Raw genomic sequence first — 15,197 nt, 5'->3', positions numbered from 1 at the left:
AAGCCATTTTATTATGAAAACTTATCAACGTATTGCCGCGCTCTCGGCCTTAGTCCTCGCGTTCAGCGGGCAGGCCTTTGCACAGTTGCCCCAGGTGAAGGTAACGCCGGCCAACATAGCGCCTATCGACCCGGCCAATTACAAGGGCGTAGAGGGCAAAACCTTCGCCGAATCAAAAGAGTGGTGGAACAAACCGCTTAAAGCGCCTAAAGGTGCGCCAAACGTTGTATGGATCCTGCTGGATGACGTCGGCTTCGGCGCATCAGGAACTTTTGGGGGATTGATCAGTACGCCAAATTTCGATACGCTGGCCAATAACGGTCTGCGCTATACCAACTTCCATACGGCAGGTATTTGCGCGCCTACACGTTCATCTTTGCTTACCGGGCGTAACCACCATTATGTACATATGGGCAATTTTGCCCATGCTTCAACCGCTGCTGGTTTCCCGGGTTATGATGGCCGGATCCCGCCGGATAAAGGGACTATTGCCGAGGCTTTACGCTCCAACGGTTACAGCACTTTCGCTGTAGGTAAGTGGGGCGTAACGCCAGATGAGGATACCACAGCCGTTGGTCCGTTTGACAGGTGGCCGACCGGTAAAGGTTTTGATCACCATTTTGGCTTTCTCGAATCGGCTACCGATCAATATAACCCGCCGCATTTGGTGGAGGATAATTTCCATATTAAACCCGATGGCCGTAACCTGAACGAGCAGATCACCGATAAGGCCATCGCCTATATCGATGCCGCCCACAAAGCCGCGCCCGATCAGCCTTTCTTTTTATACTACGCGCCCGGAGCAACCCACGCCCCGCACCAGGTAAGCCACGAATGGAGCGACCTGTACAAAGGCAAGTTTGATGAAGGCTGGGACGTGTACCGCCAAAAAGTTTTCGAAAACCAAAAGAAAGCGGGCTATATCCCCGCTTATGCCAAGCTCCCCGAGCGTAACGAGCGCATTAAAGAATGGAAAAGCCTCCCTGCCGATCAGAAAAAGCTTTACGCCCGTTTTATGGAGGTTTATGCAGGTTATTTAACCTACATCGATAACCAGGTTGGCCGTTTGATCAGCTATCTGAAAGCATCGGGGCAGTTTGATAATACTTTGGTTTTTGTAATGATAGGCGATAATGGTGCCAGTAAAGAAGGTACGGTTCATGGTGTGATCAATCCTAAAAACTCAGCTGCAACTACGCCGGAGGCTGATTATATAAAAAAGAACGAAAGCGATTATGAAACCATAGGCACGCCCGAAGCCAGCACTAACTATCCTTTAGGCTGGGCGCAGGCCGCCAATACGCCATTTAAATACTGGAAATCTGACGCCGATGCCGAAGGTGGTACCCGCAACCCGCTTATTGTTTATTACCCTAAACTTATCACCGAAAAAGGCGGCATCCGCACGCAATACAGCCACGTTTCGGATGTATTCCCAACAACTATAGAAGCTGCCGGTTTAAAATTGCCGGAGTATGTTAAAGGTATTAAGCAGGATACCTTGCAGGGCAAATCGTTCATTAATTCATTCAATAACGCGCAGGCAAAAACATTGCACACGCAGCAGTATTACTATATTTTCACTTCAAGGTCGATCTACAAAGATGGTTGGAAAGCTGAAGCCGCGCACCGCCCGGATAACGTGGACCTGCTCAATTTTCCGCAGGGAAAAATCATCCCAGAGCGTAACTATAATAAGGACGTTTGGAAACTATACAACCTGAACGAGGATTTTAACGAGCGCAACGACCTCGCCAAAAAATATCCCGAAAAGCTGAAAGAACTGAAAGACCTGTTCGATGCCGAGGCCAAAAAGAACCATATTTATCCTTTTATCGACAGGGACGATATCAACAACAAACGCATACACAAACTCGAAAACAATAATTAACCATGAAAAACTTAAAAGTTGTTTTACTGGCGCTACTGGTGATCATTACCGGCGGAGTAAAAGCGCAATCGCCAAAGCTGTTATCGCTCGAGGCCTTTGCTGCAAAGCTGAAACAAGCAAAAGAACCACAGATACTGGATGCCCGTTCGGCCGAGGAATTTGTGCAGAACCATATTAAAGCGGCAATCAATGTAGATGCCAAAGCACCCGGTTATCTGCAAAAATTAGATGCTTTGGATAAGCAGAAGCCAACCTTTGTATACTCGATAGCCAATGGCCGCAGCACGGTACTTTCGCGAGAGTTACGGGCTAAAGGTTTTAAAGATGTGGAAGAATTGCCAGGAGGTTTGGCGAACTGGATTGGCTCTGGTTATCCTATCATCTCAACCATTAAAAAAGGCGTATCTCTTTCGAGAAGCCAGTTTAATGAATTGGTGGCCTCATCACCGGAGGTTTTGGTTGATTTCGGATCGAAGTATTGCGGAGCCTGCAAAAAGCTGGTGCCGGTACTGGATTCGTTGAAAGCAAATAAAGCTTTTTCGCCAAAAGTGATCAGCATTGAGGTTTATGATAATACCAATCTGGCCAAAGATTTGAAAGTAAATGTGCTGCCAACCTTAGTGCTATATAAAAACGGTAAACAGGTTTGGAAAAAGCAGGGCTTTTCATCAGCTGTACAGGTTATCGCTGCAACCGAAACGGCCAAAAGTCCATTGGCGGTAAATAACAAATAAGCGTTTATGCTCAAACAAATCGGCTATATAATCATCTCCATATGTTGCACGGGGCCTGTATTGGGGCAGGCTCCTAAACAAAAGCCCAATATCGTGGTCATCCTGGCCGACGATATGGGTTTTTCTGATATCAGCTGCTTCGGTTCGGAGATCAGCACACCCAATATCGACAGGCTTGCCCGTGAGGGCTTGAAAATGACCCAGTTTTATAATGCAGGCCGATGTTGTCCCTCGCGCGCGGCCCTCTTAACCGGTCTATATCCCCATCAGGCAGGGATAGGCGATATGGTGAAATACAAATGTTCGCCAGCCTATCAGGGGTACCTCAACGATCACAGCGCTACCATTGCCGAATTACTGAAAGAGCAGGCCGACTACAATACCATTGTATCGGGCAAATGGCACGTCGGTTTGCAAAAATCAGCGCTGGCCTATAATCGTGGTTTTAATAAGTCGTTCACCATGCTGAACAATGGTAGCAGTTATTTTAATTCGGCGCCTTTGTATAACGATGGCAGTAAAATCACTTTTATGCTGAACAATAAGGAGATTACCCGGAACGATACTTCCAAATATCTAACGCAAGGCATCACAGATTTCGCTGTCAAATCATTAGAAGAAATCAAAGACGAGCAAAAGCCCTTTTTGATGTATGTGGCCTACAACGCCCCGCACTGGCCAATCCAGGCGCTGCCGGAGGATATAGCTAAGTTTAAAGGACAATACCTGAAAGGTTGGGATTGCTTGCGCAAGCAGCGTTACGAAAAGCAGGTGGCGCTTCGTATCATTAAAAAGAGCTGGGCATTATCCCCCCGGGATAAACGTGCGCCTGCATGGGATTCATTATCCGAAGAAGATAAACAAAAATGGGATACCCGTATGGCTATTTATGCTGCCATGGTTTACCGTATGGATGCCTGCATAGGCGAGATTATGGCCAAACTTAAACAACTGGAGAAAGATAAAAACACCATCATCCTTTTCGCATCCGACAATGGCGGAAGTGCTGATGAGGTAAGAAGCCTGAAAACAGTGATCCAGAAGAACGGTGAGCCCGGATCAGTAAATTCTATCGATAGTTACGAGATTCCCTGGGCTAATGTAAGTAACACGCCTTTTAAACTATTTAAGCGCAACACCCACGAGGGTGGGATAGCAACGCCCATGATTGCTTGGTATCCAGGGCATATTAAAGCGGGAAGTACCAGCAGTAGTGTAGGGCATCTGGTCGATCTGATGCCTACCTGTTTGCAGCTGGCCGGGGTAACTTATCCCGCTCAATTTAAAAACCGGGAACTTACGCCTTTGGCAGGTAGAAGCCTTATTCCAGTTTTTACAGGCAAGGCAAATAATGGGGAACGCACACTTTTTTGGGAACACGAAGGCAGCCGCGCCATCCGAAAAGGCAAATGGAAGCTGGTTGCAGAACCGAAACAGCCCTGGGAACTCTACGATATCGAAGCAGACCGTTCTGAAACGAAAGACCTGGCTAAAAAATGTCCCGCAAAGGTAATCGAACTGGAGAAAGCATATCTGGCCTGGGCAAATAAGACCGGCGTAGTTGACTGGGAAACAATAAAAGACTTGTAACTTAATTAATTGCTGATAATATCTTTTCTAAATGTAAGTTCGCGCATATCCGCGCTCACTTTTTTATCTATCAGTTTTGCATAATGTTGTGTTTGTTTAATATTGGTATGACCAAGCAATTTTGATACAGTTTCTATAGGTACACCATGATTCAATGTTATTGTTGTAGCGAATGTATGTCTGGCGATGTGAAAGGTCAACTCTTTGTTGATACCCACTATTCCTGCAATCTCTTTCAAATAGGAGTTCATTTTCTGATTACTCAACATAGGAGGGGCCAGTCCTGTATTTAGGCATTTTGGGTTTTTCTTATATTTTTCTAGAATAATGATTGCTTCAGGTAGTAGTGATTGTGATAATGAGAGGAGTGAGTATTCGTGATCGAAAGCGTAGGTTTTCGTTACCTGTGAAACATTAACTTTTCCTCATGACCCACTAACTGTTTCACTATTGTTTCACCAGAAATTTCAGAAAACAAAAAAGCGATTACTGTCTTTCATCTAATCGCTTGATTTTCAAGTACTCAGAGTGGAAATCGAACAGTGTATGTAAGTCCTTGATTTTTATTGACTTGTAAGGTGGTGTTTAAGCTAATGAATCGTTCAATAAACACATAATCGACCTTTGCCGATTGTGTTACGAAGATAGTAAAAAAGTTTTTATGGGCTTTTCATATTCCTAATAACTTATTTTATACACTCATTGCGAACACCTGATATGAAATAATGAAATAAAAGACAAGAATGGGATAATAGTTGTCATAAGGATTAAAGTCTAATTTTTTATATCTTAGGAGCAGCCCCCGAGGAATTCTCGGTGGTTCAATACAACAGCAATCGCATTTTTTCTGTTATAGAAATGCCTATTGATGTTGTGCATTTTTTGCATAAGTTATTGTCTTGCCTAAATTAGCGGGCTTTTCAAAAATATAGCGACCCGACAGTTACTGTTAAGGAAAATTCAATTATGTATCCTGATGTTTTTGTAACTGCTTAGGTAAATTAACTATGGATAAGGCTTTCAATATTACCAAATCATAAAAAAATCAGTTTTGGCGCGATTTAGGAATTATATCAATTAAACAGACTTTCTAGTTTGATATCATTTTGTACAAGTCCTATTTTGAAGCTATTGTCTTGTGTGCCAAAGGTCGTAACCATGACAATAAATAATGTTTTGGCGGTTTTAGTCTTGTTTTTAAACACATCTTTTTTATGCACCAAATCTGCCGCATAAGCCTTATCTATTGTGAAAACTGAGTTTGAGAATTTCATTTCACAAATACTGATACAGAAATCCTGACTATCAAACAGTAAATCAATTTGTGCGCCTGGCTGGCCTTTCCCCGGAACATATCGCCATGCCGACTCTTCGGTATAAACCCCGGCGATCCCCAACGCCGCTTTAATTTCTTTTATGTGCTTTAAGCAAACGCTTTCAAAAGCTGTACCACTCCAACTTCGCCATGAAGAACTTGTAGAAAGCTTTATCCAGGTTCCAGCACCAGTTGCACGGCTGTTTTCTATGAATTTAAGATAGAATCTTGAATATTCATCCGATAATTTATAAATGCTGTCGCGTACGTTTTTTTCAAATGGCAGATAAGCGGAAATAAAGCCCGATTCTGTTAGTTCCTCCAATAGCAAGGTAACCGTTCCACCTGTAGATAAACCACATTCTGCGATAATTTCCTTGCGTGTTAAACCTGATGGTTTATTGGCAAGCGCCCTTACAATAGAAACATGTTTATCTGCTTGGGCAAATAGCGATTGGTACAGATTATTAAACTCATTTTGCAAAATGCCATCTTTTGTAAAACAAATCCGGTCTATATTCTGAGCTGCGCTTTGTCCCGGAGAAATTTCTTTCAAATATTGTGGGATGCCCCCCATAGCCATATATAGCTGTGCAATTTGATAATGGTCCAGATTTATATTGTTGTGTCGCAAATATTCATTTGTTTCAGCAAGTGTAAATGGAAGTAACCGTAGTTTCTTTGTAATCCTGTTATGTAGGCCGCCTTTATTGTTTACTACTTTTTGGATCATCCATGATGCTGCTGATCCACAAATGGTAAGAACCAGGTTGTTTTGTTTTGTTTTGTTCCCCATGAGTTCCAAAAAAACTCAAACGCAGGTAAAAAGCCAGATTTGGCCGAGCTTAACCAGGGGAACTCATCCAGGAAAATAACACATTTGTTTTTCTTTAATAGCGGCTCTGCATAGTTTTTAAGCATTTGAAAAGCCTGTGTCCAGTTACTTGGAATAGCTGGAGGGATAGGTAATTGCATCCTTTCAGCCAATGTGTTGCTAAAATTTATCAGCTGATCTTTTAATGTTGCATTATGGACACCAGAAATTTCAAAAATAATATGTTTTTGAAAGGATTTTCGGATCAGATAGGTTTTGCCAACTCGCCTTCTGCCAAATATAGCTATCAATTCAGCTTCATTAGATTGCAAAGCCTGCCCGAGTATAAGCTGTTCTTCTATACGACCGATAACTTCTTTCACTTCTATTTTAACTTTGATTTTCCATGCTTGTGAGCAAATCGTATTCTTTATAATCAGCCACAACTATGCAAATATAAATACTTGTGGCTAATTATAAAAACACATAATCAGCCACAAGTCTATTTAAAAAGATGGTTATGGCTGAGTATGATATTAGGCTAATGTTTGTAGATATAGGGTTTCCGGGCTTCGCATTTTGCATTAATCAGATAGGTTTTTGACAGCTTGGAGGACCTATACTTAAAATTTTTTTAAGTGATGCTTTTTACGTACTTGCCCTTTTGAACAGCAATTTCATTCCCCCAGTTAAGAATGGCATCGAGTACCGGTGTAAAGGATTTTCCAAAATTATTTAAGCTGTATACAACTTTAACAGGCGGCTTTTCACCATAAACCTGCCTTGCAATTAATCCGCATTCTTCTAATTGTTTTAATTGCAAACTCAAGGTCATTTCAGTAATGCCAGGCATTTCTTTTCTCAGTTCGCCATAGCGCTTACTCCAATCTTTTAAATGATACAGGATGACCACTTTCCGCCGACTAGGTCCATAGCTACACTTACGGTGCAGGAGTATAACTTATTCCGTTTTTTTATAAGTTATTTTACAAATAATGTTAAATTACAATGCAGTAATCGGTGTTTATCAGTTTTTGTATAAATTATTTTACATGCCATCCAGAGGATCAGGCGGGGCAACTCTGTCAAGCTTTCCATCGCAAATCCGGGCATCTCGATGAAAGGCATGATGTATAGGCCGGTGATCGTTTGATTAGGAACTGTAAGCTTCCAGAGATCGATCGCGGTGTTCTCACCACTCGCCTATCCGAAGAAGATCATCCGCCCGAAATCTGCGAGCGCAGATAATGCCTGCTGAGCGACCGTTCCACCAACTGTTTACAGTATGATATATAGACCTTTGCCATCTGTCAGCTGCTTCACCTGTTCCGGCCAGTCGCTTTGCGTATAATCCACCGTCGCATCAGCGCCAAGGCTCTCCGCGATCGCTCTTTTTTCAGGCGTACTGGCTGCGCCGAGCACTTTAGATACACCGTACAACTTAGCGAGCTGCACACTGGAAGAACCGAGACCGCCTGTAGCTCCTTCTACCAGTACCGTATCACCCGGTACCTTCTCCTGCGCAAATGATGATAAACCATTTATCTTTTTTCTTTTCTTCTTCCTGGTTAGTGGAAACATCGGAGAATGGTATATCTCTGCTGTTTTTCCGGATACGAAAAGCGTAATAACTAAAACAAATACACACTATCAGGAATATTCCTAAGAGTCACTTGTATGGCGATCCGTCAAATCCATAATAGCTATACCTGTCCAGATAAGTGTAAACACGGTCATCAATGTCAAACCGGAGGCTATTTCTACTGTGGGATTCTGGGAATTTTGATTCATTAATGAGATGTAGCTACAGTAGATAAGTTAACCAATGTAAGTACGCGATAACTATCAATAGGGTGTTATTAATAATTTGACTTCTATTTAAATACAATGTTACAGATCAAAATCGCTTTACAGGATGCTCGACATCTATTTGCTGCAAATTTGCTATATATATTGAAAGCCTGCCCGATTTTTTTACCATACTCGACAGTATTTGCGAAAAGTACAAACTTTGATGGTTACAGATAAGCGTAACAGTTATTTTCATATTACATCAGGTTAATTAATAAAGCAAATCCAGTCTTTCGTATCCCGATTATTATTGGGCAAATGCTCAAAAAGCTGCGAAATTGCGGAAAAGCCACAATTAGAAGAAAAAATTCACTATCTGTTGATCAGTGCATGCCTGCACCGATCAACAGATAGTCTTTTTTTAAGGTCTTCCCTGAAAGGAACCTCAAGGAACTGTCTTGCGCAAATTGATAAAAATTAAAGGCTAAGTTGATTGCACTTTACGAGATAACGAATACAGCCGGAAAATGACCTTAAGGGACTCTGGTCACGTCTGTTACCGTAGTTGTAACAACAAAAGTTCCCTTTGTCAGAAAAAAACCTACAGTTAAAGTCGTATTAACAGCCATTGCAACATCAGTATGCTTTCCAACAATACTGTAATAATAAGGTCCACCGACAAAACCGGGATAGTTTTTTGAAGTGGTAAAAACCGGGAAAACTGGAACACCGCCTGGATACTTGTATTCTAATGAGGTATCTGTTTTCACCACTGGATAATAGGGGTCGAAGTCCGAAAAATTCGGTCTTCCAGGCCGTCCGATAACTTCCCCGTTGGCCGGGTTCCAAGGTTTGCCATTTTTATCTTTCCATACATAAATGATTTTGTCCGGACCGTCCGGCTTATAGGTAACTTTAATATCTAATAACGAAGCCGAGAAACCCACGAAGTTAGTATACGTTGCGTCAGAATGGTTATATGCTTTGTAACTTACCGTATCCGGTATGCTGCCTACTACGTTTATTTTGCAGGCGTTCGTTAATATCCGTGTTCCTCTGACGTTAGATACCTGTAAATCGATATTGTAAGACCCTACAGGAACAAACTTGGACGCTTGCGTAAACTGAAGGCGTCCACCTATCGGATTAATACTAAATGGAGCTAGTGTACTATCCTTAAGTTTTGCACTCAACAATGCAATCGTAGAGTCGTCAGCAGTAACATTGCCTTTATATACCCGCACAGTATCCTTTGTTAGCAGATATTTAGAAGCGTCAGCGCCTGTTGCCATATCTTTGACTGCCAGCAATTTTACATTGACGGGTGTCGTGGAACCATCAATCACCAAGCCGGCAGACACGGTTGTAATTCCTTGTGCAACAGTAAACGGATTGACATTATAGTAGATGTTGTCGCTTATAAACCCTGTTTTTATTTTATTGCAACTGAAGGTTGCTATCGTCAGCAGCAGCGTTACTGCTATCCAATATGTAAAATTCTTACGCATGATAATTGATTTAAATACGTTGATAATTTATATTATAACTTTCTCAATACGGCAAAGTTAGCCAGCACGTGAAGCGTGGTACCCGTACTGGTTTGGATACCTGACGTCTGGCAGGGTAAATTTGCGTCGACCAGGTCGCCTGGAGACGGACCGGAGGGGCCATCTATCGTACCGTTCACCACTACATACTCTAACGTATAATAATTATAACTTAAAGCGCTGTTGGACAAATAGACAGAGCTTATTCCTGCAACTTTTTTTATAGCACACGGGGCGGCGGAACCCGCTTTGTTGGCGTAAGAAACCGCTGTAATACCTGCCCCGTCAAGCGTAATGGTTTGGTTAAACATATATTGTTTAAACAGATTGGCACTGACAGAATCTGTAAGCTGTTTCAGAGTGGTGATTGGACTGGAAAGTATGGCACCATCTACTTCCCTCTTTACAGTTATTCTTTTCATTAACAAGTTGATAGCCATGTCGGGAGGTGCGAAAAAGGTCTTACTGTTGTTTATGCTGTCCTTTAATTTGTAGAAATCAATTAAAGTAAGCAAGGTATCAAACTGGTGAAATTTGTTGTTTTTCAGATAATCATATGTTGAGAACGGAGTCGCAGCTTTTTGGAGGCCGCCGTCTGTAAGGTAGCTATTCTTTTTACAGGCACCTAAACAAAACAGGAGCAATAGTGCCACCGGCACAACACTTAAATAATGATTTGATTTTTTCATCGTATGTCTTTATTTATTTGTGGATCAATTAACTTTCCCGATCCAGAACGGGGTCTGGATAATTTTAGAATTATTGAGAAACAAATTTGGATCGATAGGCCAATAAGTTTTGCCTGCTGCGAATTCACCCGGGGTGACATTGTCAAACTGTTGTTGCTTCGTTATTCTTTCCAGTCTGATCAGGTCAAATGTTCTGTGTCCTTCCAGGAACAATTCACGACCCCTTTCGTCGGTTACGGCTTGAACAACTGCCGTACCCAAAACGCCGGCCAAGGGCCTGGCATTTCTGGCACTACGTACCTCATTAACAAGAGACAACGCTGCGACATAATTAACGGTTTGTCCGGCACTTAATGCCTCCGCTTTTAATAATATGATATCAGCCAGCCTGAATATCACAATGTTATTAAGCGCAACCTTTAACGCGGCATTGTTATTAACTGTTTGAATGTTGGTATATTTGATACATTCGTAAAAAGATGTTGTGCCATTTTTTACTGTAATGAATCCCTTTTTTAAGCGTACGTCAGCCGTATCGCTATATAAGCTCTGAACAAGCGAACTATTCACATGCCAGACTGGAACAGTGCCATTTAAATAGGGAGCAGTAAGTGTCTGGGATGCCAGGGTGTAATAAACGTTTGCATTGTAACCTTCCGCCAGCGTGTTTTGCGCAATTTCAAAAATACTCTCCTGCGACTGACCCTTATAGATATCCATAAAGGATGCAGAAGGCATTAGGGAATATGATCCGGAGTTAATAATGGCGTCACAAGCGGCATTGCAGGCAGGATAATTGCCCATCCATGCGTAAATATGAGCCAGCAAAGCGTAAGCTGCGCCCTTATCTGCACGAACTGAACGATCAGACGAACCACTGTCCTTCCAATTTAGGTATTGAATGGCTTGGCTAACATCTTTGATTGCCTGCTTTAACACATCAGTTTGCGGAGACCTTGCATACTGTTGTGCCGCCGTTGCGTCGGTATTCTCCAACACCAATGGAACATCTCCCCAGATCCTGGCCATTGTAAAGTAACAAAATGCCCTGGTAAAATAAGCTTCACCCAGATATTTGTTTTTTTGAGCAAGTTTTTCGGCATCTGAAGTCCCGTTAAAAACAGTGACCGGCATGGCTGTAATAAATGACATTGCCCTGTTACTTTGCGCGATGGCGGTAAAAAAGGGAGTCCATAACCTTAATTTCAACAACGGGTTATCAGTAGCTGTTGAAGCTACTCCCGCGCCGAGGTTAAAGTCAATCACTTTTTGAAAGTCGGGCTGGTCTGAGCTGCTGAATTCGCCCGATGCAAGATCTCCATACGCATAATATCCTATAGAAGCATTAAATGCCGCTCTGATCAGGGAGTAGCAAGCCGCTACGCCGGTATTCGCGTCACCGTCGGCCTGCCATGTGGTAACGTCTGTAGGTGTGCTTACGGGCGTTTGATCAAGAAATTTGCGGCAGGAAGCAGTTGATAATGCCGCAGCCATAGTATATATCAATAGGTGTTTTCTTTTCATTGAAGTATGATTTATAAGTATTACTTGAATTAAGGTTTGCCCCACTCTTTTAAAAACCGATGTTAACGCCAAGGGTAAATTTTGCGGCTGTCGGATATATGATATTTGCAGAGCCTGTTGTCGGGTCTACCAATTCTGGGTCTGCTATATCCTTGGCTTTTTTCCACATGGCCAGATTATCGCCCATAACGTATATATTAAATCTGCTCATACCAAGCTTTTTAATCCATCTGTCCGGAAGATCATAGCCTAAAGTCACGTTTTTGAGTTTTACAAAGCTGCCGTCCTCCACAAAGTATTCGTTTCCTATATTCCAGGGATCCTTCACGTTGGCATCCGCGTTACTGTAAACTAACCTGGCATATTTAGTTTGGTCGCCAGGGTTTTGCCAGAACTGGTTAAGCAAACTGACAAAGGTAGCTGGACCTGCCGTAGTACCATAACTGCCCGGGTATTTACTGCCGTTTAACTCGTCGGAAAGTGCTCCATTTAATATTTTCCTTCCAAATACATACGAGGCGAAGAAGCTCAGCGAAATACGTTTATATCGGAATGTACTACCGAACCCGCCTGTGTATTTAGGATTGGGGTTTCCTCCGTCATACTTATCGTCATTGTTAATGTTATAATCTCCATTGACATCGACATATCTTGGGTCACCGGCTTTCAATGGAACACCGTTAGCAGTTTCTTTTGCGCCGGTAGTAGGATCAATAGGAACTTCCGCATCGGTAGCATAAACACCGTTGGTATGGAATATCCGGTAACTGAATATCGGCTTGCCCAACGTTAAAGTTTTGTAAAACCATGGCACATCAAACAGGAAATCGCGGTTGTTATTTGGCAATTTGGTCACCATGTTTTTGTTAAAGGAAATGTTAAAGTTGAAATTCCACTGAAAAGGGGACTTGGCACCTAAAACATTGATGTTAGCAGCAAACTCCAAGCCCTGGTTACGCAAGTCGACATAGTTCCCGGATTGATATTGATAGCCACTCGTCGCCTGAGCGGGGACATTATAGAAGAACACGTCTTTTGAATCTTTCCTGTACCAGTCAAAAGTTAAATTAACCCGGCTGTTAAAAAGCTCCACATCAGCACCAAAATCCAGTTGTGGATCCCTTTCCCACCTCACCGTTGAATTTGCTTTTGTCCCGTAGTTCGAAAAGTTATTGTAATACGAAAAAGGAGATACAACTGTAGTACCGTTATAGGTGCTGGCATTTCCACCCAACTGTCCAAAGTTGTTAATTGTTCCGTTTGTACCGCCAAAGTAGCTCGCATCGTTTGACAGGGACTGGTATTTAGAATACCATTGTCCAGGATCTTTTCCGGTGATGCCGTAGCTTGCACGGATCTTAAAGAAATTTACAGCTTTTTTTATTGGCTCAAAAAATGGCTCGTCCGAAGCAATCCACCCGGCAGCAACCGCTGGAAAAGTAGCCCATCTATAGGCTGAACTATATATAGAACTTGCATCTCTGCGTATGCTGGCCGTTAAAAGGTACTTGCCGGCATAATCATAGTTAAAACGAGTATAATAAGACTCGGTTGTTTTTCGCTGATAAGAGGTGGATGCATTCAGGTTCGTTCCCGGAGGGACGGTCTGGACGGTACTTATCCCCGAAACGGAAATACCCGCTGCAGAAGCATAATTATAATAACTCTCGTAGCTATAGAGCGAAGCACCCGCAGCTAGCAGAAAGTTGTGCTTGCCAATCCTTTTGTTGTATTGCAGAAAATTCTCAAATGACCAGGATGGGTTGCTGGCATAAATATCGTAAGCGGTATTTAATGTGCCATTTAATTCAACCGGAGAAAAGTAACCGTATTTATTGGTATAATTGGTCGACCCGTAGGTGCTGTTAAATATAAGGTCAGGAGTGATCTGTTGTTTCAATTGTAAAGAGCCGATAATTGAAAATGCACGATCATCATCATAATAGTGTTTTTTTCCGGTGTAAACGTCATATTGGGCCTGTGTCAACGGTGCAAGCGAGGTTGGAAAATTCCATGCACCAAAGAGATTGGCCCCCGCTCCTCCAACCCCATGTTGCTGGCGTTGAGAAGACATTAACAGATCGGCGGTTAACTCCATACCTTTCAATGGTTTGATGGTAAGATTTAAGTGAGGAGAAAACTTTTCCAGCCCGTAACCGTGCAATACGCCCTGTTCGTTGTAGTGGTTAATAGATAGCCGGTACGATGTCGAACCAGTGATCGCGGAAATTGCCACATCCTGGCTATTGACCAGTGATTGTTGCCGAACAAGCAGGCCTTGCCAATCAACATTGTTGTTAAAAGCGGAATTGAGACTATCGGTTATAGCCAGGGGTATGACACCAAGTTGCCGGTCACCGTACGTAAGCTGCTGCAACAGTGCAAGCTTGAGCGACCTTTCTGCTGCTCCCGTCGAAACTTTGATAAAATTAGGTTTAGTAACAGAACCCACAAAAGCGGATACTGTAACCTGAGGCTTCCCCTGCTTAGCTGATTTTGTTTTTACAATAATTACTCCGTTACCCGCTCGTGCGCCATATATGGCAGCTGCGGAAGCATCTTTCAGCACATCTATCGATTCAATATCGTTAGGGTTGATGAGTGATAAAGGATTATTATTCCCATAAGCGCTACCCATTGCGTTGACGTCGAAAATAATACCGTCTATGACATATAAGGGGCCTGTGTTACCGCCGTTAGCGTTCCCAAAGTCTATATTGGCTGTCCCACGGATTACAATAGCAGGCTTTGATCCCAATTCACCGGTGCTTGACAAAACGCTTACACCGGCGAGGCGCCCTTGAAGCGTCTGATCGAAACTTGCCGCCGGTATATTGGCAATGTCCTTTCCGCTTAAAGAAGATATCGCTGCGGTGACTTCCCGTCTGTTTTGCTTCTGGTAACCTACAATAACGATATCTGATAAGGAATTTTCCTGAATTTGCAGGGTTATCGTTAATGGTTTTCCCTCGGCTTTAATTTCCTGCCGTCTGAAACCGATTAGACTGACGGTGATAGTATTTAAATTGCCCTTTAAGGTAAGCTGAAATTTACCATTAAGATCCGTGGTAGTACCGTTAGTAGCCATTCCTTTTTCGGCCACAGTAGCTCCCGGCACCACTTTACCCTCGTTGTCCTTAACTACGCCGGTTACGGCGTTGGTCTGCGCCAGAACTGTTGTAATATTATTGCAGAAGAAGTAGCAAAGCATTAAAATTAGTAAGCGTTTTCCCATTTCGATGATGTTTAAATTTAATTTAGTGGATGTTGAACTTAAATTCACAAGTTAATGTACCGGCAGC

Annotated in this window: 12 protein-coding genes; 3 read left to right on the top strand and 9 right to left on the bottom strand. The window is 42.7% G+C overall.

All coding sequences use genetic code 11. From position 1 onward, the window contains the following. Positions 1–13: 13 nt before the first annotated feature. From BLS28_RS16885 to BLS28_RS16875, 3 genes are read left to right on the top strand one after another with little or no spacing between them, the layout of a single operon-like run. The gene (locus BLS28_RS16885; RefSeq protein ID WP_091169837.1) at positions 14–1,891 is read left to right on the top strand and encodes an arylsulfatase; all 1,878 of its coding nucleotides are present in this window, start codon (positions 14–16) and stop codon (positions 1,889–1,891) included. A gap of 2 nt (positions 1,892–1,893) precedes the next feature. Continuing rightward, positions 1,894–2,625, top strand: coding sequence for a thioredoxin domain-containing protein (locus BLS28_RS16880; RefSeq protein WP_091169834.1), 732 nt, complete (start codon positions 1,894–1,896; stop codon positions 2,623–2,625). Positions 2,626–2,631: 6 nt separating this feature from the next. Next, complete coding sequence (locus BLS28_RS16875) at positions 2,632–4,215, top strand: arylsulfatase (protein ID WP_091169830.1); 1,584 nt, start codon at positions 2,632–2,634, stop codon at positions 4,213–4,215. A 5-nt stretch (positions 4,216–4,220) separates the two neighbouring features. On the opposite strand, the gene BLS28_RS16870 is transcribed toward BLS28_RS16875, so the two are convergent. The 9 genes from BLS28_RS16870 to BLS28_RS16835 all read right to left on the bottom strand — a co-directional run bounded on the left by BLS28_RS16870 (position 4,221) and on the right by BLS28_RS16835 (position 15,130). After that, positions 4,221–4,484 (bottom strand): tyrosine-type recombinase/integrase, encoded by a 264-nt coding sequence (locus BLS28_RS16870; protein ID WP_091169825.1) that lies wholly within the window; start codon positions 4,482–4,484, stop codon positions 4,221–4,223. A gap of 804 nt (positions 4,485–5,288) precedes the next feature. Next, on the bottom strand, positions 5,289–6,263 hold the full coding sequence (locus tag BLS28_RS31385) for an AAA family ATPase (protein ID WP_256337464.1): 975 nt from the start codon (positions 6,261–6,263) through the stop codon (positions 5,289–5,291). Then, entirely contained in the window at positions 6,260–6,790 is a 531-nt protein-coding gene (locus BLS28_RS31215) for an AAA family ATPase (RefSeq protein ID WP_218134443.1), read from the bottom strand. Before BLS28_RS31215 ends, BLS28_RS31385 begins: the two co-directional genes overlap by 4 nt. A 188-nt stretch (positions 6,791–6,978) precedes the next feature. Beyond that, on the bottom strand, positions 6,979–7,257 hold the full coding sequence (locus BLS28_RS16860) for a winged helix-turn-helix transcriptional regulator (protein WP_256337463.1): 279 nt from the start codon (positions 7,255–7,257) through the stop codon (positions 6,979–6,981). 365 nt (positions 7,258–7,622) lie between these two features. Continuing rightward, positions 7,623–7,925, bottom strand: a complete 303-nt coding sequence (locus BLS28_RS16855; RefSeq protein ID WP_218134442.1) for a zinc-binding dehydrogenase — start codon at positions 7,923–7,925, stop codon at positions 7,623–7,625. Between the two features lie 743 nt (positions 7,926–8,668). Beyond that, positions 8,669–9,643: a hypothetical protein gene (locus tag BLS28_RS16850; RefSeq protein ID WP_091169822.1), complete on the bottom strand. Its 975-nt coding sequence runs from the start codon at positions 9,641–9,643 to the stop codon at positions 8,669–8,671. A 32-nt stretch (positions 9,644–9,675) separates the two neighbouring features. After that, on the bottom strand, positions 9,676–10,371 hold the full coding sequence (locus tag BLS28_RS16845; RefSeq protein ID WP_091169817.1) for a hypothetical protein: 696 nt from the start codon (positions 10,369–10,371) through the stop codon (positions 9,676–9,678). Between the two features lie 24 nt (positions 10,372–10,395). Then, positions 10,396–11,895 carry a RagB/SusD family nutrient uptake outer membrane protein gene (locus BLS28_RS16840; RefSeq protein WP_091169814.1) on the bottom strand — a complete coding sequence of 500 codons (1,500 nt, stop codon included), beginning with the start codon at positions 11,893–11,895 and terminating at the stop codon, positions 10,396–10,398. A 49-nt stretch (positions 11,896–11,944) separates the two neighbouring features. Then, positions 11,945–15,130: a SusC/RagA family TonB-linked outer membrane protein gene (locus BLS28_RS16835; protein ID WP_091169809.1), complete on the bottom strand. Its 3,186-nt coding sequence runs from the start codon at positions 15,128–15,130 to the stop codon at positions 11,945–11,947. Positions 15,131–15,197 lie beyond the last annotated feature (67 nt).

The organism is Mucilaginibacter gossypii (assembly GCF_900100945.1).
Classification (GTDB): Bacteria; Bacteroidota; Bacteroidia; order Sphingobacteriales; family Sphingobacteriaceae; genus Mucilaginibacter; species Mucilaginibacter gossypii.
The sequence above is the reverse complement of the archived record's forward strand: the minus strand, read 5'-3'. Positions and strand labels throughout refer to the sequence as shown.